This is a genomic window from Paenochrobactrum sp. BZR 201-1, assembly GCF_044987585.2.
GTDB lineage: Bacteria > Pseudomonadota > Alphaproteobacteria > Rhizobiales > Rhizobiaceae > Paenochrobactrum > Paenochrobactrum pullorum.
The window spans coordinates 268,100-294,136 of record NZ_JBJDRZ020000001.1; the positions used below are offsets into that span (position 1 = coordinate 268,100).

Annotated in this window: 21 protein-coding genes and 1 pseudogene; 10 read left to right on the plus strand and 12 right to left on the minus strand. The window is 50.4% G+C overall.

Annotated features, from left to right (window positions below):
* Positions 1–5: 5 nt before the first annotated feature.
* From ACI0FR_RS01460 to ahcY, 4 genes are all read right to left on the minus strand, one after another.
* Positions 6–728 (minus strand): nucleotidyltransferase family protein, encoded by a 723-nt coding sequence (locus ACI0FR_RS01460; RefSeq protein WP_374828926.1) that lies wholly within the window; start codon positions 726–728, stop codon positions 6–8.
* Positions 725–2,263 carry a tRNA (adenosine(37)-N6)-threonylcarbamoyltransferase complex ATPase subunit type 1 TsaE gene (tsaE, locus tag ACI0FR_RS01465; protein ID WP_404906724.1) on the minus strand — a complete coding sequence of 513 codons (1,539 nt, stop codon included), beginning with the start codon at positions 2,261–2,263 and terminating at the stop codon, positions 725–727. The genes ACI0FR_RS01460 and tsaE overlap by 4 nt, the downstream gene beginning before the upstream one ends.
* Positions 2,264–2,266: 3 nt before the next feature.
* A complete protein-coding gene (locus tag ACI0FR_RS01470; protein WP_404906723.1) occupies positions 2,267–4,870 on the minus strand; it encodes a sensor histidine kinase in 2,604 nt (867 codons plus the stop codon).
* A gap of 338 nt (positions 4,871–5,208) precedes the next feature.
* Positions 5,209–6,609, minus strand: coding sequence for an adenosylhomocysteinase (ahcY, locus tag ACI0FR_RS01475; RefSeq protein ID WP_374828929.1), 1,401 nt, complete (start codon positions 6,607–6,609; stop codon positions 5,209–5,211).
* Between the two features lie 351 nt (positions 6,610–6,960).
* Between ahcY and ACI0FR_RS01480 the strand changes: the two genes are divergently transcribed.
* Both ACI0FR_RS01480 and ACI0FR_RS01485 read left to right on the plus strand, forming a co-directional pair.
* Positions 6,961–8,355, plus strand: a complete 1,395-nt coding sequence (locus ACI0FR_RS01480) for a leucyl aminopeptidase family protein (protein ID WP_404906722.1) — start codon at positions 6,961–6,963, stop codon at positions 8,353–8,355.
* A gap of 105 nt (positions 8,356–8,460) precedes the next feature.
* Entirely contained in the window at positions 8,461–8,811 is a 351-nt protein-coding gene (locus tag ACI0FR_RS01485; protein WP_374828931.1) for a MarR family winged helix-turn-helix transcriptional regulator, read from the plus strand.
* A gap of 9 nt (positions 8,812–8,820) precedes the next feature.
* On the opposite strand, the gene ACI0FR_RS01490 is transcribed toward ACI0FR_RS01485, so the two are convergent.
* On the minus strand, positions 8,821–8,997 hold the full coding sequence (locus ACI0FR_RS01490; RefSeq protein ID WP_374828932.1) for a hypothetical protein: 177 nt from the start codon (positions 8,995–8,997) through the stop codon (positions 8,821–8,823).
* Between the two features lie 193 nt (positions 8,998–9,190).
* Here ACI0FR_RS01490 and mutM point away from each other — a divergent pair, with 193 nt between their 5' ends.
* The 3 genes from mutM to rpsT all read left to right on the plus strand — a co-directional run bounded on the left by mutM (position 9,191) and on the right by rpsT (position 11,450).
* Complete coding sequence (mutM, locus tag ACI0FR_RS01495) at positions 9,191–10,084, plus strand: bifunctional DNA-formamidopyrimidine glycosylase/DNA-(apurinic or apyrimidinic site) lyase (protein WP_404906719.1); 894 nt, start codon at positions 9,191–9,193, stop codon at positions 10,082–10,084.
* Between the two features lie 39 nt (positions 10,085–10,123).
* On the plus strand, positions 10,124–10,897 hold the full coding sequence (locus tag ACI0FR_RS01500) for an enoyl-CoA hydratase (protein ID WP_374828934.1): 774 nt from the start codon (positions 10,124–10,126) through the stop codon (positions 10,895–10,897).
* A gap of 286 nt (positions 10,898–11,183) precedes the next feature.
* A complete protein-coding gene (gene rpsT / locus ACI0FR_RS01505; protein ID WP_374828935.1) occupies positions 11,184–11,450 on the plus strand; it encodes a 30S ribosomal protein S20 in 267 nt (88 codons plus the stop codon).
* A 723-nt stretch (positions 11,451–12,173) separates the two neighbouring features.
* Here the strand turns inward: rpsT and ACI0FR_RS01510 are convergent.
* A complete protein-coding gene (locus ACI0FR_RS01510) occupies positions 12,174–12,551 on the minus strand; it encodes a hypothetical protein (RefSeq protein WP_374828936.1) in 378 nt (125 codons plus the stop codon).
* A gap of 51 nt (positions 12,552–12,602) precedes the next feature.
* On the opposite strand from ACI0FR_RS01510, the pseudogene dnaA reads away from it, so the two are divergent.
* The 4 genes and pseudogenes from dnaA to ACI0FR_RS01530 all read left to right on the plus strand — a co-directional run.
* Positions 12,603–14,066 (plus strand): annotated as a pseudogene (gene dnaA, locus ACI0FR_RS01515) (chromosomal replication initiator protein DnaA); the annotation flags it as partial.
* A 206-nt stretch (positions 14,067–14,272) separates the two neighbouring features.
* Positions 14,273–15,391: a DNA polymerase III subunit beta gene (gene dnaN, locus ACI0FR_RS01520; RefSeq protein WP_445482837.1), complete on the plus strand. Its 1,119-nt coding sequence runs from the start codon at positions 14,273–14,275 to the stop codon at positions 15,389–15,391.
* Positions 15,392–15,399: 8 nt separating this feature from the next.
* A complete protein-coding gene (gene recF / locus ACI0FR_RS01525; RefSeq protein WP_374828937.1) occupies positions 15,400–16,566 on the plus strand; it encodes a DNA replication/repair protein RecF in 1,167 nt (388 codons plus the stop codon).
* Positions 16,567–16,573: 7 nt separating this feature from the next.
* Positions 16,574–17,335, plus strand: a complete 762-nt coding sequence (locus ACI0FR_RS01530) for a molybdopterin-synthase adenylyltransferase MoeB (RefSeq protein ID WP_374830402.1) — start codon at positions 16,574–16,576, stop codon at positions 17,333–17,335.
* A 7-nt stretch (positions 17,336–17,342) separates the two neighbouring features.
* Here the strand turns inward: ACI0FR_RS01530 and ACI0FR_RS01535 are convergent, their stop codons facing one another.
* The 6 genes from ACI0FR_RS01535 to ACI0FR_RS01560 form a co-directional block, all read right to left on the minus strand.
* On the minus strand, positions 17,343–18,311 hold the full coding sequence (locus ACI0FR_RS01535; RefSeq protein WP_404906717.1) for a 2-hydroxyacid dehydrogenase: 969 nt from the start codon (positions 18,309–18,311) through the stop codon (positions 17,343–17,345).
* The gene (locus ACI0FR_RS01540; RefSeq protein WP_404906716.1) at positions 18,308–19,942 is read right to left on the minus strand and encodes an ABC transporter ATP-binding protein; all 1,635 of its coding nucleotides are present in this window, start codon (positions 19,940–19,942) and stop codon (positions 18,308–18,310) included. Before ACI0FR_RS01540 ends, ACI0FR_RS01535 begins: the two co-directional genes overlap by 4 nt.
* Complete coding sequence (locus ACI0FR_RS01545) at positions 19,939–21,078, minus strand: ABC transporter permease (RefSeq protein ID WP_374828940.1); 1,140 nt, start codon at positions 21,076–21,078, stop codon at positions 19,939–19,941. Before ACI0FR_RS01545 ends, ACI0FR_RS01540 begins: the two co-directional genes overlap by 4 nt.
* Positions 21,078–22,175 carry a microcin C ABC transporter permease YejB gene (locus ACI0FR_RS01550; protein WP_374828941.1) on the minus strand — a complete coding sequence of 366 codons (1,098 nt, stop codon included), beginning with the start codon at positions 22,173–22,175 and terminating at the stop codon, positions 21,078–21,080. The genes ACI0FR_RS01545 and ACI0FR_RS01550 overlap by 1 nt, the downstream gene beginning before the upstream one ends.
* Before the next feature lie 158 nt (positions 22,176–22,333).
* Complete coding sequence (locus ACI0FR_RS01555; protein WP_404906714.1) at positions 22,334–24,175, minus strand: extracellular solute-binding protein; 1,842 nt, start codon at positions 24,173–24,175, stop codon at positions 22,334–22,336.
* 146 nt (positions 24,176–24,321) lie between these two features.
* Positions 24,322–25,026 carry a c-type cytochrome gene (locus tag ACI0FR_RS01560; protein WP_374828943.1) on the minus strand — a complete coding sequence of 235 codons (705 nt, stop codon included), beginning with the start codon at positions 25,024–25,026 and terminating at the stop codon, positions 24,322–24,324.
* A 228-nt stretch (positions 25,027–25,254) separates the two neighbouring features.
* Here ACI0FR_RS01560 and ACI0FR_RS01565 point away from each other — a divergent pair, with 228 nt between their 5' ends.
* Complete coding sequence (locus tag ACI0FR_RS01565) at positions 25,255–26,013, plus strand: 3-deoxy-manno-octulosonate cytidylyltransferase (protein WP_404906713.1); 759 nt, start codon at positions 25,255–25,257, stop codon at positions 26,011–26,013.
* Positions 26,014–26,037 lie beyond the last annotated feature (24 nt).

Below are 26,037 nucleotides of genomic sequence, written 5' to 3' on the forward strand. Positions count from 1 at the left end.
CTTTTTTATTTGAGGGCTTCGAGCGCCTTTTCTGCGTCTTCGATAGCATCTGGCGTTCCGACGGTCAGCCAATGGCCATGCATGGGCATAGCATATAAACGCTTAGTCGCAATGGCATGGTCAAAATAGCGGTTGAGTGAGGAGATACCAGTCTCTGCATCTTTAAAGATGCGTGGATGAATGATTGCTGCCCCTGCATAAATAACCGACTGCGGATCATCATGCTGACGGCGCAAAAGTTGGTTGTCGGGCGTCAGGGTAAAGTCGCCCTTGCCGTCATATCCGGTTGCCTGATCAAGACGTGCAACCATCAGCAAAATATCCATGCGGGTTTCATCAAAAGCTTCTGCCATTTGGTAAAGATTGGCAGGTTCGCCTTGTTGATCAACCCAGAATGTATCGGCATTGAGGATGTAAAAAGGCGCATCACCTAACATCGGCAAAGCATTGATAATGCCGCCTGCGGAATCAAGCAGTTCTGCGCGCTCATTCGAAATGCTGATCGCTAAATCATGGCGGTTTTGCAAATGCGCTTCCAAGATGTCGGCCAGATAATGCACATTGATCACTGCTTGCTCGACACCTGCTTGTGCTAGTGAATCCAAACCGTAATCAATCAATGTTTTACCGGCAACTCTGACCATTGGCTTCGGGATGGTGTCGGTGATCGGGCGCATTCTTTTACCCAAACCTGCCGCCAGAACCATCGCTTTTTTTGGATGGATCATGGTTTTTTCTCCGCTAACAGACCGTATTTTTCATACCATTCCGCCACTGGATTTAAAGATGGGTGGGTGAGGACGCGACGCAAATAATCCTGAATGCGGGGCAGATGCGCCAAATAATGTGGCTTGCCGTCACGTTCATCAAGACGCACAAAAATGCCAAGGATTTTGGAATTGCGCTGCGCACCCATAATTGCATAGGCGCTCAGAAAAGCAGTTTCATCAAAAGCTTTGGTTAAACCCTTACGGGTTTCGCAATAGGCGGCAATGATTTGCTGTTCAAGCTCTGCGGAAATTGTCACGCGAGCATCCAATGCAAGTGACGCCAGATCATAAGCGGCAGGGCCGTTCATGGCATCTTGGAAGTCGATCATGCCGATGCGGTCAATGCCGGTTTTATCTTCAAACCAGAACAGATTGGGCGAATGATAATCGCGTAAAAGCAGGCTTTTTTCTGCTGTGGCAAGATGCTCAAAAACTGCATCCCATGCATCATGATAGGATTGTTTTTGTGCTTCATCCGGTTGTTTGCCGGTGATGCGCGGCAGATACCAATTGCATAATAAATCCACCTCGATCATCATTGCATCACGATCAAATGGTGCGAATTGATAGTCGTCGCAACCCGTGACCGCAACGCTCAATGGCCAGTCGACTTGGTGAAAATGCGCCAAGAAGTGTGCAGCCTCCAAGTAACGCTCGGAAATGGGGTGACGGTCTGCATCAAGCACACCCTCAGTGCCTAAATGCTCCATCAGAATAAAGCCATTAGCCAAATCTTCAGCATAGATTTCCGGTACACAAAAACCTTGCGGCTTGATTAGCTTGGCAATAGCGGAAAACGGAACGCAGTTTTCAGCAATATGCGCGGTTTTGCGGTAAGTTTTGCCATTGGGCAATAAAGGTTCGCCGGTAATCTCGTGTGCATTCATCAAAATTTCGGTGCCGAAATCTGAAAACACTGTTTCATAAGCGCGGGGAGATGCATCGCCCAGCAAATAGCGGCGCTTGGCTGGCTGCTTGTTTAACAGGCGCTTATGCTCTTCTAAAAATGCGCGGATAGCACGGGAGCGGGTCAGGCGTTTGGCAGCATTTAGTTGTGCGGTAATGGTAACAAGGCGGCCTGATTCTCCATTATCAGGATGGCGCAATTCAATGGCAAAGGCATGCGTGCCCAACATGCCTTCGGCTTGTTCCGGCCATTCGACCAGCACAGCACCATCTTGCAAAAACTCGTCAAAACCCAGTTCATCCAGTTCATCACCACCAGACAAGCGGTAAAGATCGGCATGGGCGATAGGCAAGCGCAACTCATCATAGGCCTGCACGAGGGTGAAGGTCGGGCTTGGCACTTCGTAAGATTCATCATTGGCAATCGTGCGGATGAGCGCACGCGCCAGCGATGATTTTCCGGCACCCAAATCGCCGGATAATGTAACCAAGTCGCCGCGATTAAGCGCCAGTGCCAGATCTTCGCCCAGAGCAATGGTAGCCGCTTCATCGGCAAGGCTGATTTCAAAGATTTCTGATGCGGACATGATTTATTCGGCTGCGGCGCGGAAACTGCGCGCCTCAATCGGAAAACGACAGGTGACAGTGGTGCCGCTATTGCTGGCGGTTTGAATGTGAACGGCACCGCCATGAAGTTCAACAAAGCTTTTGACAATGGACAGGCCGAGACCAGCACCACGCTTGCGGCCACCATTATTGTGCGATTGGAAGCGCTGGAAAACACTGTCGAGCACTTCGCGCGGCATGCCCGGACCTTCATCCTGTACGCTGAAGATAATCTCGTCTTCTTCGCGCTCAACCATCAGGCGGATATCGCTGTCTTCCGGTGCATAATTGGCGGCATTGCTGAGCAGGTTGAAGAGAACCTGACGCAAACGATTGGCGTCGGCCCGGAAACGTTCCGCATCTTCGCCAATATGCACGGCAAGGCCGATATTATGTTCGCGCAGACGCTCGGCTACTCGCTCGGCGGCTTCATTGATAGCGCTACTTACATCTACATCGTCGATTTCCAGCTCCATGATACCGGCATCAACCGTTGCCAGATCGAGAATGTCGTTCACAATGGTGAGAAGCACCGAGGAAGACGAGCTGATATGGTCGAGATATTCATGCTGGCGCTCGTTGAGCGAGCCGAATGACGGGGTCTGCAATAGTTCGGTAAAACCGATAATATTGGTAAGCGGTGAACGCAGCTCATAAGAAACATGCTGCACGAAATCGTTCTTGATCTGGTCGGCAAATTCCAGCGCTTCGTTTTTGTCTTTCAACGCGCGCTCGACATGAACCGTATCGGTCACATCGATGAAGGTCAGCATAGTCTGGCCTTTTGGCAGCGGCACCAATGCATAAGACAAAACATTGCCGTCTGATAATTCGATCTGTCCGGCCTGACCATCGCGTACATCGGTAAAACCGGTGACAGCGGAAATGAAATCCTGCCAGATTGGGCTGCCGGCACGCTTTTCGGTCATGCGGGTGATGTCGGTGATATGCACCCCTTCCACCACCATGCCGGACGGCAATGACCACAAATTGGCAAAAGCCGGATTGGAAAGGCGGATGCGGCCATCGGCACCAAACACGGCAACGCCTTCAGCCAGATGGTCGAGCGTTTCACCCTGAACACGGATCAGCGTATTATAACGGCCTTCCAGTTCGAATTTCTCGGTCATATTTTCAAAGAACCAAGTCACGCCGCCTTTGGGATGCGGATTGGCAACAACGCGCATGATGCGGGTGTCGGGCAGATGCCACATATGTTCTTGCGGCTCGACCGATCGATAGGCGGAGAGCATGGAATCTTTCCAGCGTCGCCATTCCGGCTGTTCCGGCAATTTGCCGTCACTGCGCAAACGGTCAAACAGCAATGCATTGCTCGGGCGTGATTCCAAAAAGGCGGTATCAAGCGACCACAGGCTGCTAAATGCTTGATTGAAAAATTGCAGCTTCATTTCCGGATCGAAGATCGCTACAGCCGTGGAAAGCTGATCAAGCGTTTCGGCATGACTGCGTAATGTGCGCTGCAGCTCTTCGCGCACTTGTTCGATTTCGCTGATATTGGCGGCAAAACCGGCAGAACCTGCTTCGCCCGGTACTTCTATCACATCAAAAATATGGCGGTCACCGGCAATGACGGTCGGCAATTGATTGCGGAAACCGGATGGCCCCATCCGTTCGCGTTCCATCCGTTCGCGCGCTTGGGTGCCGAAAAGTTCGCGGCCTTCTTGTATAGCCTGAATACCGTCTGCCGCTTCAACTGCTTTGACATAGGCATCATTGACCCATTCAAGCCGGCCTTGATCATCTCTGATCCATACGGCCTGATCGAGCCGGTTCATCAGGCTGCGCAACAGATTGAGCGTCTCAAAAAGATGGTGGTTCTCGGTTTTCAAAACCGCACATTCTGCCTGCACCCCCTGCAAGTGGATGAAGCGGGCAATGGCCAAGCCACCGGAGGTGCGGCCATTGACATCAAGCAATGTGCCGTTGACAGTTTCCACCACCATATCAAAGGTAATGGCCTTTTCGCGTAAATCACGAATGGCATGCTCAAGCGCCATCACGGAATCTGCACGCAGCCAGCGGCCAAAGGCTAAAAACTGCGAACGATCAAGCGGTGCGCCGGTATCGTCCGGCAACAGACCGACAACTTCGGAATTGGCATTATAGCCATCCCAGATAATGATGCGCTGGTCTTTGAGATTGAGAAGCGCTTCATTGCGCTGGGCAATCATGCCAAGCTCGGCGCATTTGGCGCGCAGTGCTGCCGTTTCATTGACCATTTTGCTGCGGTCGCGGATCAGCCAGCCAGCGGTCAGAAGAGCAGCGCCCATTGCACCGGCAAAGGTGGCAAATTGCACCACATCCAAGGCGCTGACAGTGCCGAAAGGCAGTTCGATATGACCGGAAAACTGGCCGCTTTGGGCGTGACCAAGTGAGGTGAAAGAGAAAAGCGCGGTGGTGGAGAGTGCCAGTGAAAATGTTTTGTTTTTTAAAGTGCGCAACCATTGATATGCGTGTGCGCCGATACCTTTAACGCTTATAGCTGTAGGGCCTGTGCCGATGCAGGTTTTGGCCGGTAATGAACCGGAATCGCTTCGTAAGCTCTCAAATGAGCCAAGGCCTTGCATAGTTTCTGTTCTCCGCCGCGAGAAAACAACAAAACTCGGTGTGAGAAGCCGGATTTCATTGTCTGGAATTACATCAGAGCGTCGTGCGTCCTTTTGGGAAAAGCACGATGCCTAGTCTAACATTCAACATACAGCTTAGAAACCGGTACAAAAGGTTAAATTCAAAAGGCTCGGTATTCCTGACGGAATCCGGCGGCATTTGAAAATAAAGCTACAGTCGAATCAGTCCACAATACCCTTATGTGGAATCCCCGTGAAGCGTCTCAATGATAAAAAGAAAGGTCGGGCAAAAGATAAATTGCCCGACCTCAACATGTAGTATTATAGTTAATGAATTGTTAATATCTGTAGTGTTCTGACTTGTACGGGCCCTGTGGAGTGACACCGATATATTCGGCCTGCTCATCAGAAAGCACAGTCAGTTTCGCGCCCAGCTTGTCGAGGTGCAAACGTGCAACCTTTTCATCAAGGTGTTTCGGCAGCACATAGACCTGATTTTGGTAAGCCTCAGGACGTGTGTAAAGTTCGATCTGACCCAGCACCTGATTGGTGAAAGAAGCAGACATCACAAAACTTGGGTGACCGGTGGCATTACCGAGATTGAGCAGGCGGCCTTCCGAGAGAAGGATGATGCGCTTGCCATCGGGAAACTCAACCAGATCAACCTGTGGTTTCACATTGGTCCATTTCAGGTTCTTCAATGCAGCAACCTGAATTTCATTGTCGAAGTGGCCGATATTGCCGACAATGCACATGTCTTTCATCTGGCGCATGTGATCGAGCGTGATCACATCTTTGTTGCCGGTGGTGGTGATGACGATATCAGCGGTGGACGCTGCATCATCAAGGGTCACCACTTCAAAGCCGTCCATTGCAGCCTGCAATGCGCAGATCGGATCAACTTCGGTGACTTTAACGCGGGCGCCAGCACCCAGCAGCGACTGTGCGGAGCCTTTGCCCACATCACCATAACCGCAAACAACAGCCACTTTACCGGCCATCATCACGTCGGTGCCGCGACGGATACCGTCGACGAGCGATTCTTTACAGCCATATTTATTGTCGAATTTCGACTTGGTGACACTGTCATTGACGTTGATCGCAGGGAAAGGCAGCAGACCTTTTTTATGCAACTGATAAAGACGGTTCACACCGGTGGTGGTTTCTTCCGTCACGCCCTTGATGGCTGCGCGCTGCTTGGTGAAGAAGCCAGGGGTTGCTGCCATACGCTTTTTGATCTGGGCAAAGAAGTAGATTTCTTCTTCGCTTGATGGGTTGCTCAGCACATCTTCACCAGCTTCAGCACGGGCGCCAAGCAGGATATACATGGTGGCGTCACCGCCATCATCCAAAATCATGTTGGATGGTTCGCCATCAGTCCATTGGAAAATCTGATCGGTATAAGACCAGTATTCCTCCAAGGTTTCGCCTTTGATGGCGAAGACCGGAACACCGCTTGCAGCAATGGCAGCCGCTGCATGATCCTGTGTCGAGAAAATATTGCACGATGCCCAGCGCACTTCAGCGCCAAGGGCTGTCAGTGTTTCAATCAGCACGGCTGTCTGAATGGTCATGTGCAAAGAGCCGGAGATGCGCGCGCCTTTAAGTGGTTGTGACGGGCCGAATTCTTCACGTGCGGCCATCAGGCCCGGCATTTCGGTTTCCGCAATATCCATTTCCTTGCGGCCCCAATCGGCAAGGCCGAGATCCTTGACGACGTAATCTTGTTTGGCGGTCATCCTAAAGCTCCGATAGCTGTTGATGGGTAATAGATGTTGTCTGCCGCCATTGGAGTTTCCGATAAGATTTCATCGAAACGCGGCCATGGCAAAATGCTTTTCATATTCTTCAACTAACAGATCATGACCAAATTAACAATGGGATATAAAGAAATCTTTATGCGTATATGTTGGTGTTTTTATCTCTTTATGTTAACCGCGCACAAAAAATAATGGTTCTTTTTTCTTACGCATCTGATTGATCATTTTCATTGCTCTTAAACTTGGCTAATTATCGCTCTATCCATGTTGCAAATTATTGCTGGTCATCTGGCTGGTAATATATGCAGGTCATTGAAAAGGAATATGATGATGTCGGCTACACGCCTCGAACTTCTGGCTAAAAAATCAGATACCAGCCTGCCGGTCTGGTTTGTTTCAAAAAACAAAGTGGAAGAGGCGGGATTGAGCGCGAGTGCTGCGGCTTGGGCAGAGCGCCATGATTTTGATGGTTCGGCTGGCGCATTTCTGGTGGTTCCGAACGACAAAGGTGCCATTGCCGGTGCTTTGTTTGGCGTTGGAGAGCCTGATCGTGAAGGCCAGTCCCGTATGCTGGCGGGTAAATTGTCGGCGCTTTTACCGGCAGGTGACTGGCATATCGAAAATTTACAAAGTGATGCGAAACTTGCAGCACTTTCTTTCTTGATGGGCGGCTATCAGTTCAATCACTATCGCAAGGGTTCATCCAAAGGTGCCGTGCGCTTGGCATTGCCGGGAGGTGCCGATCTGGCCGAGATCAACCGCATTGCATCAGCGGTCACTTTGACCCGTGATCTTATCAATATACCGACCAATGATATGGGGCCGGAAGCGCTGGAACAGGCTTTGCGCAATTTAGGCGCAACACACGGCGCCAAGGTCAATGCGATTGTCGGCGATGCGTTGCTGGAGCATAATTTCCCGATGATCCATGCGGTCGGTCGTGCCGGTGCGCAGGCACCGCGTCTTCTTGATCTGACATGGGGCAATGAAACCGACCCGAAAGTGACCTTGGTTGGTAAGGGCGTTTGCTTTGATACCGGTGGTCTCGATATCAAAAGCCCTGCCGGTATGCTGTTGATGAAAAAAGACATGGGTGGTGCCGCCAATGTAATCGGTCTGGCCGCAATGATTATGGCTGCCAAATTACCGGTTCGTTTGCGTGTGCTTATTCCGGCGGTTGAAAATGCCATTGCCGGCAATGCTTTCCGTCCGGGTGATGTGCTCACCAGCCGTAAAGGTTTGACTGTTGAAATCGGCAATACCGATGCCGAAGGTCGTCTGGTTCTGGCTGATGCCTTGGCGCTGGCGGATGAAGAAAAGCCGGAATTGCTGATTGATATGGCAACTTTGACCGGTGCTGCCCGTGTGGCGCTTGGGCCTGATCTTCCGCCATTCTACACGCATGATGAAGAGCTTGCTGCTTCGGTTGCAAAATCTGCTTATCAGGTGGCGGATCCTGTCTGGCGCATGCCGCTTTGGGAGCCATATGAGAAGAAGCTTTCATCACGCATTGCCGACATGAACAATGTCACCACTGATGGTTTTGCCGGTTCCGTGACGGCGGCTTTGTTCTTGTCGCGCTTTGTTGAAAACAGCGCACAATGGGCGCATTTCGACATTTACGGCTGGACACCGGTTGAAAAGCCGGAAGCACCATTTGGTGGTGCTGCACAAGCTATCCGCACTATCTATCAGGTGCTGTTGGATCGTTTCGGCAAAGCTTGATTTGAAACTATCTTGGCGGGCTAATTAACTTTAGCCCGCTGATCTGCTTGCACAACCGGCAAAGACGCGCTTTTATGGGAACTATCCGTAACAAGAGCTATCTTAATGCCGGTTGAGCTGAAACCACTGCAATCGCTGACCTTGCTGAAAAACCTGGCACTGACGCAGGTTCGTGATGACATGCATGATCTGACGACAAGACAGCTGACGATTTTACTGACAATTTATCTCGATCCGCCGCCCCATACGGTGCGCGCACTTGCGCAGCATTTGGGTGTCAGCAAGCCGGTGATTACACGGGCGCTGGATACAATGGGGGCTTTAGAACTGGTATCGCGTCATCGCGATGAAAAAGACCGTCGCAATGTGCTGATCAAGCGGACAGTGACAGGTGCATTATATGTTGAAAGCCTTGGTGATCTGGTGATTAGAACCGCCAAAGAGCTGCCTTTATAAGTTTAAACTTTAAAAATTAAACAAGGTGGCCATAGCCTGAGGAATGAAGGCAAAAGATTCACTGCTGGCAGACACCACCAAAACAGCACTGATAATAGCAACAAATGTGAGTACGCCGATCAAGCAGAACTCCAGAACCGAAGCGCTTGAGCGGTTTTTTGCAAATCTGTTTAATAATCCAGGCATTATTGTAAATCCCGCCTTTATGCGAACCTGGTGACCAATCTATCGCTCCAAGATTTTAATGGTCTTAAAAAACAAGGTTAACAAATTCACTCATGCGTTTTTTGTTGAGCTTCAAGTCTTGAGATAGAGGGTGACCATAAGCATCTTCTGCGTTATGGCTTAAAATAAAGCTTTTTAATGATGAAGGTGATAAATGCCTGAATTGCCTGAGGTAGAGACGGTTCGCCGTGGTTTGCAACCCTTTATGGAAGGGGCAAAAATTGAAAAAGTGCAACAGAACCGGCCTGATTTACGTTTTCCTTTTCCTGAAAAACTGTCTGAAAAAATCACCGGAAAGCGTATTGAGGCACTGGGACGAAGGGCGAAATATCTGACCATTCATTTGGAGGATGATCAGACACTGATTTCGCATCTGGGCATGTCCGGTTCCTATCGTATTGAAAGTGATGCGGCTGAAACAGTGCCGGGGCAGTTCACCCATGAGCGCTCCAAGAAAAGCGTGCATGACCATCTGATATTCTCTTTATCGAATGATCAGGGGCGCAAAACCAATATTATTTATAATGATCCGCGCCGTTTCGGTTTCTTGGTGCTGGCACAAACCAGTCGTCTCGATCAGCATCCTTTTTTGGAAAAACTCGGACTTGAGCCGACAGGCAATTATCTGTCCGGTGAATGGCTGGATAAAGCCTTTGCAGGTAAAAAAGCACCTTTAAAGGCTGCATTATTGGATCAAAGCCTGATTGCAGGGCTTGGCAATATTTATGTTTGTGAAGCGATGTGGCGCACAGGGCTTTCGCCATTGCGCAGTGCCGGTTCTGTTACCACGCAAGGCGGCGCGGATATTGCTGTGGCGGACAGGCTTGCCACCAATATTCGAGAAGTGATTGCCGATGCGATTGCTGCTGGCGGTTCAAGCCTGCGCGATTACAGGCAAGCGGATGGCGAGCTTGGCTATTTCCAGCATTCCTTCTCGGTCTATGGTCGTGAAGGTGAGCCATGCCGCCGTGAAGGCTGTAAGGGTACGATTTCGCGCATCACACAAAGCGGACGCTCCACCTTTTGGTGCGAGAGTTGCCAGCATTGATGAGAGAAGATCAAGGTTAAAGAGGAGGAGATTGACCCGATGACATATCAGACCATCATCATCGAGACGCATGACAAGGTCGGGCTGGTGAAGCTGAACCGTCCCGAAGCGCTCAATGCTTTAAACAAGCAATTGCTGGAAGAGTTGCGCGATGCGCTGACAGCTTTTGAGGCTGACGATGCAATCGGTGTCATTGTGCTGACGGGCTCCGACAAAGCCTTTGCCGCTGGCGCTGATATTAAAGAAATGCAGCCGGTCAGTTTTGTCGATGCCTATATGAGCGATATGTTCGCCGGGAATCAGCATATGGATTATGTGCGCAAACCAGTGATTGCGGCAGTTGCAGGCTATGCGCTGGGTGGTGGCTGTGAACTGGCAATGATGTGCGATTTCATTATTGCCGCCGATAACGCCAAATTCGGTCAGCCGGAAATTACCCTTGGTATTATGCCGGGCATGGGCGGGTCGCAGCGTTTGACCCATTATGTCGGGAAGTCCAAGGCAATGGAAATGTGCCTGACCGGCCGTTTGATGGGTGCCGAGGAGGCAGAGCGCTGCGGCTTGGTTTCGCGTATTGTGCCTGTTGCCACTCTTCTTGAAGATGCCATGAAGACAGCGCACAAGATTGCAGGCTTTTCGCGCCTTTCCGTTTTGATGAACAAGGAGGCGGTCAACCGGGCTTATGAGGTCTCTCTCAATGAGGGCTTACGCTTTGAGCGGCGCCTTTTCCATTCGCTCTTTGCGCTGGAAGATCAGAAGGAAGGCATGGCGGCTTTCATTGATAAGCGCAAACCGGATTTCAAGAATCGCTAAATATAGCGGAATCAGACGGGCAGAGCTTGATGTGACACATGTTTTGCTTCTTTTATCAGATGCCGAAATTGAAATATTTTGAATGAAAACAAGAGTCTCAAGGGCTTTAAAGGCTATAAAACGGGTGTTTCCATGCGCTTATGGTCAGAATCTGCGTTGACGTTGATGGAAAGCTGATCTATAAGCGCCCCACGGTTCGGTGGCATATATGCCGCCCTTATAGTTTTGTGCACGGCGGTTATATTATACACCCGCTGGATAGCTGACAGTAAAAAGAGAGGCATTTATGGCCAACACTCCTTCGGCCAAGAAAGCGGTGCGCAAGATTGCTGCCCGCACTGAAGTCAACAAGTCACGTCGTTCACGCGTGCGTACTTTCATCCGTAAGGTTGAAGATGCGATCATCGCTGGTGACCAGACAGCAGCTCAGGCTGCTTTGCAGGCTGCTCAGCCAGAGCTGATGCGCGCTGCAACCAAAGGCGTTCTGCATAAGAACACCGCATCGCGTAAAGTGTCACGTTTGACCAAGCGCGTTCAGGGTCTTTCAGCTTAATCGTTGTCAGGTTTTGATATCAGTTTAAAAAAACCCGGCTGTTTCAGCCGGGTTTTTTGTTATCTGCCAATGGAATATGTTCAAGTTTTTCGCATGCGTAAATATGACTGGCCACATCTCGGACAATGAGAGTTAAAAGGACAGATGGTTAGCTTGCTATCAGTTCAAAGCGCACATCATTTGAGATGGCTTTGGCGCAGCTAAGATTAAGCTTACGCTCCCCTTGAGTACTCGCTCTTGAAAACTCGCTTCAGTGTAGCTGCATGAGGCTTCCAAACGATTCTTCATAAAACAAGAATTGGTTGAAACCACGCATCCTATCCTGCTGATATAGCTTAAATTTCCATTGGAATCGGTCTCGGCGCTTAAAAAATGAGCGTACGATTATTGCGTTAAAGGCACAAATATTCGTCAATAGTATCATATAGTTACAAGTTTAATCCACGCTTGTCCACAGGCTCCGGAGGGACTCGGAAGGGCTTGAGAGTCAAGCGAATAATTAATATTTTTTTTGCTGCAATTTTGGAGGTCAGAGTCGTGAATTTCAAAAAAATAAAACGCTTTGAATCCAATGGTCTTACGCGGTTTTTATCCGATTCTCCCTGTCAAGATGCTCTTTTGGGGCATCTTCAGCTCTCTCGAAAATGCAAATTCTGGGCTTGCTCTTTTGGCAAAATCTTCGCTAATGTTTAGGCATCAACGGGGCGGGCTTCTGACCCAGGTTTAAGCAAATAAATATGAAATGAATGCTTCAGGTTCACAATCTGTCGGTGGCTTTTTGTGACCTTCATTTGAGTTGGGATTATACGGTTTACCGTTCATTAACCGTGAACACTCTTCGCCGGTCTCCACCGGCAAAGAGCGGTTGTTGAAAATCTTAATTCGGGCAATCAGCATGGTTGAAGAAGGAAATGTGAGTCGGTGATGTAACAATTGCGGATTTCTAACCAGACCTGACAACAGGCTGTTTCTTTTAAAAAATAATGACAAGCGCCGGAAACGGCGCGCCGTAATGTGAAGGTAGATGAAGCGATGATAGTGACGGGCGACAAAGTGACGGCAGCGAAGAATAATAATACGCATGCGGATTGTGGCACTCAAACATCGACTTCTCAGAATAATAATCAACAGATGATTGCAACAATTAATGATAGCGAAGCCGCGTTTGAGCGTCTGACCTCCAAGCTTAAAGCCCGCGTCGGCAGCGAAATTTATTCCAGCTGGTTTGGCCGCCTGCAACTGGACGATTTATCCAAGAGCATTGTGCGTTTATCGGTACCGACCGCTTTTTTGCGTTCCTGGATCAATAACCATTACACCGAGCTTCTGACGCAGTTGTGGCAGGAAGAAAACCCGCAGATCCTCAAGGTTGAGATCGTGGTACGTGGCATGAGCCGTGTCGTCCGTCCGGCACCGGTCGCTGAAGTGGCTGTTGAGCCGCAACCGGTGGAAACCCGATCCCCAATGCGTGAAAAAATTGCTTTTCCTGTTGGCCAGCCAAGTAATGAAAAACGTGGTGCCGCTCTTGCGATGGAAACCCATTCGAGCGGCTCACAGGGCGCGGTTCTCGGTTCTCCGCTTGATCCACGTTACACATTCGACAGCTTTGTCGATGGCGCTTCCAACCGTGTGGCTTTGGCAGCCGCCCGCACTATCGCGGAGGCCGGCTCCAGTGCTGTTCGTTTCAATCCTTTGTTTATCCATGCGTCTGTAGGTCTTGGTAAAACACACCTTTTGCAGGCAATTGCTGCGGCGGCTTTTCAGCGCCCTGAAAAGCCGCGCGTGGTTTACCTGACCGCAGAATATTTCATGTGGCGTTTTGCAACCGCAATCCGTGACAATAACGCGCTTTCCTTCAAAGAACAGTTGCGCGATATCGATCTGCTCGTCATCGACGATATGCAGTTCCTGCAAGGTAAGTCGATCCAGCACGAGTTCTGCCATCTGCTCAACACTTTGCTTGATAGCGCCAAACAGGTTGTGGTTGCCGCTGACCGCCCTCCGTCAGAACTGGAATCGCTTGATGTGCGCGTTCGCTCCCGTTTGCAGGGCGGTGTGGCATTGGAAGTGGCAGCACCGGATTATGAAATGCGCTTTGAGATGCTCAAGCGCCGTCTGGTTGCCGCACAGGTTGAAGATTACACACTCAATATTTCGGAAGAAATTTTGAGCCATGTGGCCCGCACTGTGACCGGTTCAGGCCGTGAGCTTGAAGGCGCGTTCAACCAGCTGTTGTTCCGTCAGTCTTTCGAGCCAGATTTGTCCATCGACCGGGTTGACGAGCTTCTCGGCCATCTGACACGCGCCGGTGAGCCAAAGCGTATCCGCATTGAAGAAATTCAGCGCATCGTCGCGCGTCACTATAATGTCTCGAAGCAGGATTTGCTTTCCAGCCGTCGTACCCGCATCATCGTCAAGCCACGTCAGGTTGCGATGTATCTGGCGAAAATGCTCACCCCGCGTTCCCTGCCGGAAATAGGCCGTCGATTTGGCGGACGTGACCACACAACCGTTTTGCATGCGGTACGCAAGATCGAAGATCTGGCCGGTGCCGATACCAAATTGGCGCAGGAACTGGAGCTGTTGAAGCGCCTGATCAACGATCAGGCTGCATAACGCAGCTTAAAAAGCACAAGTTATCAACATAAAGCCCGCATATCCACGGTTGATGTGGTTGTGTGGGCTTGCTTTTTTGGTTAGTTTTCTGCCACTTTACTATCCCTTGGGGCGGTCATTCGCCCAGCCAGTCGCGCAAGGCTTGCGCTTCGTATCAAACGATGGGCGGCGTCTTGTGTGACCAGAAGTCAGCGAGTTCGTTTATCATGCGTGTTACTCTGGAACGTTCCAATCTTCTGAAATCTCTCAACCATGTTCATCGTGTTGTGGAGCGCCGTAACACGATTCCTATTTTGTCCAACGTGTTGCTACAGGCCGAAGGCGGAAGCCTTGCGATGAAAGCAACTGATCTGGATCTTGAGATTAATGAAGCAACCGCAGCAATGGCTGAAGAAGCCGGTGCTACGACTGTCCCTGCCCATCTGCTTTACGACATTGTGCGTAAATTGCCTGATGGTGCCGAGGTTCAGCTTGCAACCAATCCTGACGGTAATTCCGTTTCGGTTATTTCAGGCCGATCGTCTTTCCGTTTGCAATGCCTGCCGCAGTCCGATTTTCCGGAACTGACAGCGGGAAGCTTTACCCATAGCTTTGTCATGAAGGCTTTGGATTTCAAACGCTTGATTGATCGCACCCAGTTTGCGATTTCGACGGAAGAAACCCGTTATTACCTCAATGGTATTTACCTGCATGCGATTGAAAGCGAAGGTCAGCTGAAATTGCGTGCGGTTGCCACCGACGGTCACCGTCTGGCACGGGCTGAACTGGAAGCACCAAGCGGTGCAGAAGGTATGCCCGGCATAATTATCCCGCGCAAAACCGTTGCTGAATTGCAGAAACTGGTGGATGTGCCTGATGCGGATGTCACCATTGAATTGTCGGATGCAAAAATCCGCTTTACCATTGGGTCGATCGTCCTCACCTCCAAGCTCATTGACGGTACTTTCCCTGATTATCAGCGTGTGATTCCATCTGGCAACGACAAGAAACTGGTGATCGACCGTCAGAATTTCGCGTCATCAGTTGATCGTGTTTCGACGATTTCGAGTGAACGCGGTCGTGCCGTTAAACTGTCGATCAGTGATGGTCAGCTGACACTGACAGTCAATAATCCTGATTCCGGCAGCGCAACAGACGAATTGGCCGCCGATTATGATGCGGATCCGATTGATATCGGTTTCAACTCGAAGTATCTGCTCGACATTACCAGCCAGCTTTCCGGCTCTGAAGCGGTCTTCATGCTGGCTGATGCAGGCTCTCCGACAGTGGTACTTGATACCGGTGACGAAGATGTCTTGTATGTGCTGATGCCGATGCGCGTATAGTTGATGATGTGAGCACGTCGGGTGATCATAAAAGCCGTCTGGATCGGGTTTCGGTCCGGCGGCTTAAACTTAATAATTTTCGCAATTACGATGTGCTGCACCTGCCTTTAGGGGCAGGTCATGTGGTGCTGACGGGCGATAACGGCTCGGGCAAAACCAATCTACTCGAAGCTGTTTCTTTTCTTTCGCCTGGTCGGGGCTTGCGCCGTGCCGCTTATGGTGATGTGGCGCGCCATGATGCTGCCGATGGTTTTGCCATTCATGCGACATTGGAAAATGATTTTTATGGCGAGGCTGAAATCGGCACCGGCACTGCCGGCAATAATGCCGGTGAAGCAGGGCGGCGGGTGCGCATCAACGGTTCCACTACTGCCGCCGATGAATTGTTGAATTATGCCCGTATCCTCTGGCTGACACCGTCGCAAGACGGGCTCTTTACCGGTGGCTCGGGTGATCGCCGCCGTTTTCTTGATCGCATGGTGCTGGCCATTGATACCGGCCACGGCAAGCGTGTGGTGGATTATGAAAAATCCATGCGCAGCCGCAATCGTTTGCTGAGTGACGGCGTCAGTGATCCGCAATGGCTGGATGCGATTGAGAACCAGATGGCGGAACTTGCCATTGCCATTGCTGCGGCACGCGCCGAAATGATGCGGCTGATTAAAACCATGATCGAGCATATGCCGGATGACAGTCCGTTTCCGAAAGCCGATTGCTTTCTGGATGGTACACTGGAGCAGCGCATCGGACTTGAGGCCGCACTTGATCTGGAAGAAGATTTTCGCCGTAATCTGCATGACGGGCGTATGCGTGACAGAGCCAGCGGGCGCACACTTGACGGGCCGCATCGCACCGAACTGATCGTGCATCATCGGCCGAAACAAATGCCGGCCGCTTTGTGCTCGACAGGCGAGCAGAAAGCATTGCTGATCGGGTTGGTTTTAGCTCACGCACGTTTGACCGGTGAACTATCACGGATGGCGCCGATCTTGCTTTTGGATGAAATAGCCGCGCATCTTGATACAGGGCGCCGTGCAGCGCTGTTTGATATTCTGGACGATCTGGGTTGTCAGGCATTTATGACGGGTACTGACAGAGCTTTATTTGAAAGTCTGCATGGCGATGCGCAATTCTTTCAGGTATCGTCCGGAGTATTGACCCCTTCTTATAGCTGAGGCAAGCATTTTGAGCACTTCCCCTTTTTCCGAATTGGAACTGGAGCGTTATGCGCGCCATATCATCATGCGGGAAATTGGCGGCGCAGGGCAGCAAAAGCTCAAAAAAGCCCGTGTTTTGGTGGTGGGCGCAGGCGGGCTTGGATCGCCGATCTTACAATATCTGGCAGCTGCAGGTGTCGGTACGCTTGGGATTGTTGATGATGACCATGTGTCGCTTTCCAATTTGCAGCGCCAGATCATTCATGACACAGCCGCTATTGGTCAGCCGAAGGTGCAAAGCGCTGAACAAGCGATTGCTCGGCAAAATCCGCATGTCGGCATTGAAGCCCATTGTCTGCGTTTAACTCATGACAATGCGCGCGCATTGATCGAAAATTACGACATTGTCGTTGATGGCTGCGATAATGCCGAAACGCGCTATATGCTGGCGGATACATGCGAAGCCGTAAAGCGCCCGCTTGTATCCGGTGCGATCGGGCGTTTTGACGGCAATGTCACCGTGCTGAAACCATATGAAAAAGATGAGTCAGACAGGCTCAATCCGCGCTATCGGGATTTGTTTCCGGTGCCGCCTGCGGCTGGCTCTGTGCCAGCTTGTGCGGAGGCTGGCGTGTTGGGTGTTTTGCCTGGCATTATCGGCTCATTGCAGGCAATGGAAGTGATTAAACTCATTACCGGTATCGGCGAGCCGCTTGTCGGCAGGCTGTTGCTTTATGATGCTTTAACCTGCCGTTTTGAAACCATTCGCTATAAGCGCAAGCTTTAATATTGCCCTAATATTGATTAGTGCGGTCAACGAGGTTTTGCAAAGGCTCTCCGCGCTCAAAAGCTTCAATCTGCTGGATGATTGCCGGCACCAATGCACTTGCCGAAGAGGCTGCTGCCGCATGCGGGGTGATGGTCACCTTCGGATGCGTCCAAAGCGGACTGTCAGCAGGCAATGGTTCTTGCTGGAAGACATCGAGGGTCACAGCGGACAACATGCCGCGATCAAGGGCTGCCAGAATATCAGCTTCATTTTGTGAGCCACCGCGTCCGGCATTGATGAGGATGGGGGCGCCGAGCGGCCCTTCCTCTTTCATTTGCGCAAACATCGACATCGACAAAAGCCCTTTAGTGTCCGGTGTCAGCGGCAAAAGAGACACGAAAATATCAGCGGTTTTTAAAAACGCTTTAAAGCCGTCTGCCCCGTGATAGGTAGTGACGCCGTCAAGCTTGCGCTCGCGGCGGCTCCAGCCGGTGACGTTGAAACCGATATTCATCAGTTTTTCTGCAGCATCGCTTCCCAAAACACCAAGCCCCAAAATACCGACCGTCACTTCATTGGCTGCTGGCTGGCGGCGGTCTTCATGCCAGAGTTTTTCTTTCTGCTGCTGGCGATAACGTCCGCCCAAACGATGATGGTCAAGCACCTGCCACACCACATATTCGGTCATACGCATGGTTAGATCAGGCGAGATGACACGCACAATCGGCACATCCGGTATAAACGGATCATGGAAAACATGATCGACACCGGCACCAAGCGAGATGATCAGCTTCAGATTGGGCAGGTTTTTCAATGAACCGGGCTGTTGTTTCCAAACGGCTGCATAATGCACATCCTCGCGGTTGAAATCACCATCCGGCAAAACGGTTTCCCGTCCCTTTGCTTTGGCAGCAAAGTTTTCTATCCAGATGGCCGGATCCCAGCCAGAGGTTGCCAACAGGATTTTACCCGATTTTGCGTCTTTCTTGCTCATTGATTTATTCCCCCCTTATCAGCTGTTTCCATATGGAAAGCAGCAGCCATCAGTGCTTTGGTATAATCCGTTTCCGGTTCAGAGAAGACTTTCTCTGACGGGCCGTATTCGACTGCCTGACCATTGCGCATCACCAGCACATCATTGGCCAGTGCCCGCACGACTTTAAGATCATGACTGATGAAAAGATAAGCCAGATTATGCTTGGCTTGCAAATCGCGCAGCAAATCCACCACCTGCGCCTGAACGCTCATGTCGAGCGCTGAGGTCGGCTCATCCAGCATGACGAATTTAGGATTGAGAACCATCGCGCGTGCTATGGCGATGCGCTGGCGCTGACCGCCGGAAAATTCATGCGGATAACGGAAGCGCACTTCTGCATCGAGTTTCACTTCGCGCAAGGCTTCCACCACCCGCTCATCGCGCTGATCATGGTCAAGTTTCGGTTCATGTACCAGCAAACCTTCAGAGATGATTTCACCCACCGGCATACGCGGGCTGAGTGATCCAAACGGATCTTGAAACACAATCTGCATTTCACGACGCAATGGCCGCATATCGGCAAAGCTGTATTTGTTGATTTCACGACCATCAAAACGGATATCGCCTTGGGATGAAATCATACGGGAAAGCGCCAGCCCCAAAGTGGTTTTACCTGAGCCTGATTCTCCAACTACGCCCAGCGTTTGACCAGCGCGCAACTCCATATTGATGCCGTTGACCGCTTTGACATGGCCAACCGTCTTGCGCATGAAGCCTTTTTTGATCGGGAACCAAACCTTGATGTCATGTCCTTGCATGACAACAGGTGCGGTTTTGTTAGAGCGTGGCGGCATGCCTTTTGGTTCGGCAGCCAGCAGATGTTTGGTATATTCATGCTGCGGATTGGCAAAAATTTCAGCGGTTGGCCCGCTTTCGACAATCTTGCCCTTGGTCATCACACAGACACGATCGGCAATTTTGCGCACAATGCCCAAATCATGGGTGATGAACAACAGCGACATGCCTTGTGATTTTTTCAAATCGGCCAGCAATTGCAAAATCTGCGCCTGAACGGTGACATCCAGCGCCGTGGTTGGTTCATCGGCAATCAGCAGCTTTGGCTTATTGGCAAGCGCCATGGCAATCATGATGCGCTGACGCTGACCACCGGAGAGCTGATGCGGATAAGATTGCAGACGTTTTTCCGGTTCGCGGATACCCACTTCATGCAAGAGTTCCAGCGTGCGGGCACGTGCTGCCTTATCGCTCATGCCCTGATGCATTTTCAGGATTTCGCTGATCTGTTTTTCAATCACATGCAACGGATTGAGTGAGGTCATCGGTTCCTGAAAAATCATGGTAATGTCGTTACCACGCACTTTTCGCAATTCCGCTTCCGGTAAGCTTAAAAGGTCTTTGCCTTCAAACAGAATTTTACCACTTGGGTGGCTGGCCGGCGGATAGGGCAGGAGCTTCAGCACGGATAAAGCGGATACGGATTTACCGGAACCCGATTCACCAACCAGTGCAACGGTTTCGCCTTTGTCGATCTTGAATGAAATATGATCGACAGCAGTGCTGGTACGGCCATCCTGATGAAAGGCAACCGAGAGGTCTTCAACGGAGAGTAATGGTTGTTGATGGCTCATTGAAACGACTTTCGCGGGTCAAAAGCATCGCGTGTGGCTTCACCAATAAAGATCAGCAGCGACAGCATGACAGAGATGACGGCAAAGCCGGTGATACCAAGCCACGGGGCTTGCAGATTGTTTTTACCCTGGGCCAGCAATTCACCCAACGAGGCAGAACCCGGTGGCAGGCCGAAGCCTAAGAAATCGAGCGAGGTGAGGGTGGTGATCGAGCCGTTTAAAATAAATGGCAGGAAGGTGAGTGTTGCCACCATCGCATTGGGAAGTAAGTGCCGCCACATAATGGTGAGGTTGGAAACACCCAATGCGCGGGCCGCATTGACATATTCAAAATTACGCGCGCGCAAGAATTCGGCACGCACCACGCCGACAAAGGCCACCCATGAGAATAAAAGCATGATTCCAAGCAGCACCCAGAATCCGGGCGGCAGGATCGCGGCAATAATCAACAGCAGGTAAAGCACCGGAATGGATGACCAGATTTCGATGAAACGCTGGAACAGCAAATCCACCCAGCCACCAAAATAACCCTGCACAGCGCCAGCCGCCACGCCGATAACGGCGGATGCAGCTGTGAGCACAAGGCCGAAGAGCACTGAAATGCGGAAGCCGTAAAGGGCACGGGCAAACACGTCACGTGCCTGATCGTCGGTGCCCAGCAGGTTCATATTGCCGAAGATACAGTTCGGGTCATCAACGCCGAGCGGATAATGCTGGCAACGTTCTTGCTTGCTGTAAAGCCAAAAGGGTTTGGAAGGAGCAGCCTGTGGAATGGCGTCATTGACCGTGCGGTATGAATAGCGAACCGGCGGCCATAAAGCCCAGCCATTGCTGTTGATTTCGTCCTGAATGACTGGATCACGATAATCGGTGACTGCATAAAAACCGCCGAATTTTTCTTCCGGATAGTTGATCAGGACAGGAACTAACAACTCACCTTTGTATGACACCAGAATAGGGCGGTCATTGGCGATGAGTTCCGAGCAAAGGGCTGCAATCAATAGGAAGGAAAAAATCCATAAGGAATACCAGCCACGGCGATGTGCCTTAAAATTGCGCCAGCGTCTTTGGTTGAGCGGCGACAAAAAAGGGCGTTTGACTTTCGGTTGCGTATTCACGGATATTGCGTCGCTCATCACACGTCCCTCCGCTCGAAATCAATACGCGGATCAATCCACGTATAGGTCAGATCGGAGAGAAGGCTGACAAACAGGCCGACGAGCGAGAAAATGAAAAGCGTTGCAAAAACCACAGGATAATCACGGTTGAGAATGGACTGGTAACCAAGCAGACCAAGCCCGTCGAGCGAGAAGATCGTTTCGATCAGCAAGGAGCCCGTGAAAAAAGCCGAGATAAAGGCGCCCGGAAAACCGGCGATGACAATCAGCATCGCATTGCGGAAAACATGGCCGTAAAGCACCTGACGCTCATTCAAGCCTTTTGCGCGTGCTGTTGTTACATATTGCTTGCGGATTTCTTCGAGAAAGGAGTTTTTGGTCAGCAAAGTCGTGGTGGCAAAAGCCGAGAGTACAAGCGCTGTTACCGGCAAAGCCATATGCCAGAGATAATCAGCGATTTTGCCGAAAAGACTGAGCTGGTCAAAATTATCGGAAGTGATGCCACGCAGCGGAAAGAGGTCGAAGAACGAGCCACCGGCAAAAAGCACCACCAGTAAAATCGCAAACAGAAAACTTGGAACCGCATAAGCGACAATCACCACAGCACTCGTCCAGGTGTCAAAACGGGAGCCGTCTTTCAGCGCTTTGCGGATGCCGAGCGGAATGGAAATGGAATAAGACAAAAAAGTTAGCCACAGCCCCAATGAGATGGAAACCGGCATTTTCTCTTTGATCAGATCCAGCACGCTGATATCGCGGAAATAGCTGGTGCCGAAATCAAAGCGCATATAGTTCCACAGCATCTGGCCAAAGCGTTCCAATGGCGGTTTGTCAAAGCCGAACTGCTTTTCGAGACTTGCAATAAATTCCGGATCAAGGCCTTGGGCACCGCGATATTTGGAGCCGGACGGGCTTTCAAAACTATTGCCTTGGTTCATGTCGCCGCCACCGCCGGAAAGACGGTCTAATGCATCGCCACCTTGTCCGGATAATTGTGCAATCACCCGCTCCACCGGTCCGCCCGGCGCAAATTGCACCACGGCGAAGGAAATTGCCATAATCCCCAGCATGGTCGGGATCATCAGCAATAAGCGGCGTAAAATATAGGCACCCATTTATTCGCCTTAACTGTTAGTTGACGTCGCGGTGAAAAAAACTTTCACCGCGCATCGTATCTCGTCTTCATTTTTCTTTTATGCGCTTATGGCCAAAAGGAAATCAACTCATTGGCTTATCTTAAGCCTTATTCGTTTCCTTTTGGTTGTTAAGGTCTTTAATTGTTTTTTTGTGGCAAAATCCACCATGAGAAGGGATCAATACCTGCATAGTCAGGTTGTTTATCGGGCATGCCGAATTTGTTCCAATGGGCGATATTGATGGTTTCGGAATACCATTGCGGAATAACATAATAGTTCCACAACAAAACACGGTCGAGCGCATGGGTTGCGGCCACCAGCTCGTCACGGTCTTTGGCATAAATGACAAAATCAATGAGTTTGTCGATTGCCGGATTTTTTATACCGGCATAATTGCGGCTGCCTTTAAAATCAGCGGCTTTTGAACCCCAGAAGTCGCGTTGTTCATTGCCTGGTGAATAAGATTGCGCAATGATGGTGGACATCACATCATAGTCAAAATCATTGACGCGTGCCTGATATTGGGCGGCATCAACAATACGGATTGAGGCATCAATACCGACGCGGCGCAGATTGCTGATATATGGATTGAAGATGCGCTCATCGGTCTGATCTTTACCTAAAAACTCAATGCTGAAGGTTTGACCGGCAGCATTTTTCAACTTGCCGTCTTTAGGCGTCCAACCGGCTTCTGCAAAGAGGCGCATCGCTTCACGCAAATTATTACGGGTTGCTTGTGGCGTATCAAAAACAGGTAGCTTGAATTCTTCTGTGAAAACTTCTGCCGGAATTTCTTCACGCACGGTTTCCAGAATTTTTTTCTCCCGACCATCCGGCAGGCCAGATGAGGCCAAATCTATACCGGCAAAATAGCTGTTGATCCGCTTATATTGGTTATAAAACAGCATGCGGTTGGCAGATTCAAAATCAAACAGCAATGTCAGTGCTTCGCGCACTTTGATATTGCTGAATTTCTCTTTGCGGTTGTTGAGGAAATAGCCCTGCATGCGACCGAAAGAGTGAATTTCGAAGCTTTTTTTTACCACATCGCCGCGTTCAAAGGCCGGAAAATTATACTGCTCTGCCCAGCGCTGCGCTCTGTTTTCAAGGCGGTAATCATAAATGCCGCCTTTTTTGAAAGCTTCCCAAGTGGCATCTTCGCTGAGGAAATATTCGTATTTGATATGGTCAAAATTATTGCGACCAACATTGACGGGCAAATCTTTGCCCCAATAATCATCAACACGCGACCAGATAATGGTTTTACCCGGAACCGTAGTTTCTATTTTATAAGCACTTGAACCTAATGGTTTTTCCAATGTCGGGCGGGTAATGTCACGCTGTTTGCCTGTTGAATCTTTGCCCTTCCACCAATGTTTGGGCAAGACGGCCAATTGACCTAAAATTTGCGGTAGTTCGCGATTGTTTTTCTGTGAAAAGGTGAACTTCACCTCATGGTCGCCGGTTTTTTCAGCGCTCGTCACATCTGCATAATATTTATTATACATAGGCGATTGTTTTTTCAAAACGTCAAAAGACCAGATCACGTCCTCGACGGTGATCGGTTCGCCATCGTGCCAGCGGGCTTTTTCATTGAGTTTGAATTTTACCCATGAAAAATCATCGGGGTATTGGGTGGCTTCGGCAATCAGCGGATACATTGTTGACCCCTGATCAAGGGCATCACTCATCAATGTATCATATAATAAACCGCCGCCAAATTCGACAAGACCGGCAGCAGGAACTCCTTGCACCACATAAGGGTTGAGACTGTCATAACTGCCGACGCCCACTTGATTGAGCGTGCCGCCTTTGGGCGCATCGGGATTGACATAATCATAGCGGGTGAAATTCTCATCATGAGAGGCATCACCGGTCAGGCTGGTTGCCGTGCGCCACTGCGGCTCATCTGCATATGAGAGTGCGATTGTTCCTGCCAATACCGATATAATGGTAGCACCGATCCCCAATAGCCGCATTAAAACGCCTCCATCAATATTGTACCCTATCACTAGGGAACAACTTATTGAATTTTGTGGAGGAATAAAGGTGTTGGTTGCAAAAACTATGAGTAAATAAAAAAGCCGGATCAAATGATCCGGCTTTTAAGTCGAATGTACAGATTTTAGTTGGCCGGAGCCGGTGCGGGCGCTTCTTCAGCTGGTGCAGTTTCTTCCTTAGCCGGTTCTTCTGCGGCTGGCGTTTCCTGTGCCGGTGCTTCTGTTGGCGCAGCTTCAGCTGGTTTGTCTTCTGCCGGAGCTTCCGCAGGTGCAGCATCAACACTTGGCATCGGCACCGGATTGTCGGCAAGAGTGGCAAGGAAAGCGATCAGATCAGCGCGTTCATTGTCTTTCTTGTCGCCGGCAAAGCCCATGCTTGTGCCTTTGATGAAGCCTTTTGGTGAGGTCAGGAACTGATTGAGGTGATCAAAATCCCATTTGTTGCCACCTGCCCCAAATTCTTTCATCGCAGCCGAATAGCCGAAGCCATCAACAGAAGCGGCCGGACGGTCTACGATATCATAAAGGTTAGGACCAACCTTGTTGGCACCGCCTTTTTCGTTGGTGTGACAGGCTGCGCAACGTTTAAAGACATTCTGGCCGCGTGCTGGATCAGCTGATTGCAAGAGTGTTGCGATCGAAACTTCTTCTTTGGCAGGCGCTCCACCACCGGCAGCCGGCGCATCTCCTTCAGCAACTTCAATCACGAAACCTTCTTTTTCAGGTACTGGCGAATGAAACAGCGAATCAGACAGAAGGCTTATTGTCATGACGATAAAGACAGTGCCCAACAGGGCCATGAAAAACATATTAGCTCGGCTAGATTGCATCGGTGGTCAGCGCTCCTCTACCATGACGCTTTCCAAAGCCGGTTTGATAGACCTCATTTGGAAGGCAAACATCGTTATAAAATCCCCGCATTGGGCGGGAAACTAGGGCTTTTACTTCTTTCTTGCAACACTTATAAGGGGTGCAACACCCGTGACGTTTTGACACTTTATCAGTAATGTCCGGCAATCCTGTCTGTTCTGTTCAATTTCTAACGTAAGTTGAAGACCATGAAAACCTTGACGATAATTCCTGCAAGAATGGGTTCCACCCGTTTGCCCGGCAAGCCTTTGGCCGATATTTGCGGCAAGCCGATGATCGTGCATGTGGCCGAGCGGGCCCATGCGGCAAAGCTTGGGCGCACTGTTGTTGCAACCGATAGTCCGGAGGTTTTACAGGCCGTTCAGGCGCATGGACTGGAAGCTGTGATGACACGCAGCGATCACGAATCGGGTTCTGACCGTATTTATGAAGCGCTTCAAACGCTTGATCCTGATGGTTTGGTGGAGGCGGTCATCAATGTGCAGGGTGATTTGCCAACCATTGAAGCTGAGCTGATTATCAAGGCTTTGGCACCACTGCATGATGCTGCTGTCGATATCGCCACTTTGGGCGTTGAAATTACTGAAGAATCAGAAAAAACCAATCCGAATGTCGTGAAGATTGTCGGCTCTCCGCTGGCACAAGAGAATCGTTTGCGCGCATTATATTTCACCCGTGCGACAGCACCGTGGGGTGAAGGCCCGCTTTATCACCACATCGGACTTTATGCTTACAAGCGCGCCGCTTTGGAGCGCTTTGTCTCTTTGGGGCGTTCCTATTTAGAACAAAGGGAAAGCCTTGAACAATTGCGTGCACTGGAAAATGGTATGCGCATTGATGTCGAACTGGTCAGCGGCCAACCTTTAGGCGTTGATACTCCGGCAGACCTCGACCGCGCCCGCGAAATCATCGCACATGATCAGTTTTCAAAGCAATCAAAAGCTTAGTACAACTTTAAAACATTCACAAAT

Coding starts and splice junctions, on each gene's coding strand:
- ACI0FR_RS01460 (WP_374828926.1), bottom strand. CDS start 728: ATGATCCATCCAAAAAAAGCGATGGTTCTGGCGGCAGGTTTGGGTAAA.
- tsaE (WP_404906724.1), bottom strand. CDS start 2,263: ATGTCCGCATCAGAAATCTTTGAAATCAGCCTTGCCGATGAAGCGGCT.
- ACI0FR_RS01470 (WP_404906723.1), bottom strand. CDS start 4,870: ATGCAAGGCCTTGGCTCATTTGAGAGCTTACGAAGCGATTCCGGTTCA.
- ahcY (WP_374828929.1), bottom strand. CDS start 6,609: ATGACCGCCAAACAAGATTACGTCGTCAAGGATCTCGGCCTTGCCGAT.
- ACI0FR_RS01480 (WP_404906722.1), top strand. CDS start 6,961: ATGTCGGCTACACGCCTCGAACTTCTGGCTAAAAAATCAGATACCAGC.
- ACI0FR_RS01485 (WP_374828931.1), top strand. CDS start 8,461: ATGCCGGTTGAGCTGAAACCACTGCAATCGCTGACCTTGCTGAAAAAC.
- ACI0FR_RS01490 (WP_374828932.1), bottom strand. CDS start 8,997: ATGCCTGGATTATTAAACAGATTTGCAAAAAACCGCTCAAGCGCTTCG.
- mutM (WP_404906719.1), top strand. CDS start 9,191: ATGCCTGAATTGCCTGAGGTAGAGACGGTTCGCCGTGGTTTGCAACCC.
- ACI0FR_RS01500 (WP_374828934.1), top strand. CDS start 10,124: ATGACATATCAGACCATCATCATCGAGACGCATGACAAGGTCGGGCTG.
- rpsT (WP_374828935.1), top strand. CDS start 11,184: ATGGCCAACACTCCTTCGGCCAAGAAAGCGGTGCGCAAGATTGCTGCC.
- dnaN (WP_445482837.1), top strand. CDS start 14,273: ATGCGTGTTACTCTGGAACGTTCCAATCTTCTGAAATCTCTCAACCAT.
- ACI0FR_RS01535 (WP_404906717.1), bottom strand. CDS start 18,311: ATGAGCAAGAAAGACGCAAAATCGGGTAAAATCCTGTTGGCAACCTCT.
- ACI0FR_RS01540 (WP_404906716.1), bottom strand. CDS start 19,942: ATGAGCCATCAACAACCATTACTCTCCGTTGAAGACCTCTCGGTTGCC.
- ACI0FR_RS01545 (WP_374828940.1), bottom strand. CDS start 21,078: ATGAGCGACGCAATATCCGTGAATACGCAACCGAAAGTCAAACGCCCT.
- ACI0FR_RS01550 (WP_374828941.1), bottom strand. CDS start 22,175: ATGGGTGCCTATATTTTACGCCGCTTATTGCTGATGATCCCGACCATG.
- ACI0FR_RS01555 (WP_404906714.1), bottom strand. CDS start 24,175: ATGCGGCTATTGGGGATCGGTGCTACCATTATATCGGTATTGGCAGGA.
- ACI0FR_RS01560 (WP_374828943.1), bottom strand. CDS start 25,026: ATGCAATCTAGCCGAGCTAATATGTTTTTCATGGCCCTGTTGGGCACT.
- ACI0FR_RS01565 (WP_404906713.1), top strand. CDS start 25,255: ATGAAAACCTTGACGATAATTCCTGCAAGAATGGGTTCCACCCGTTTG.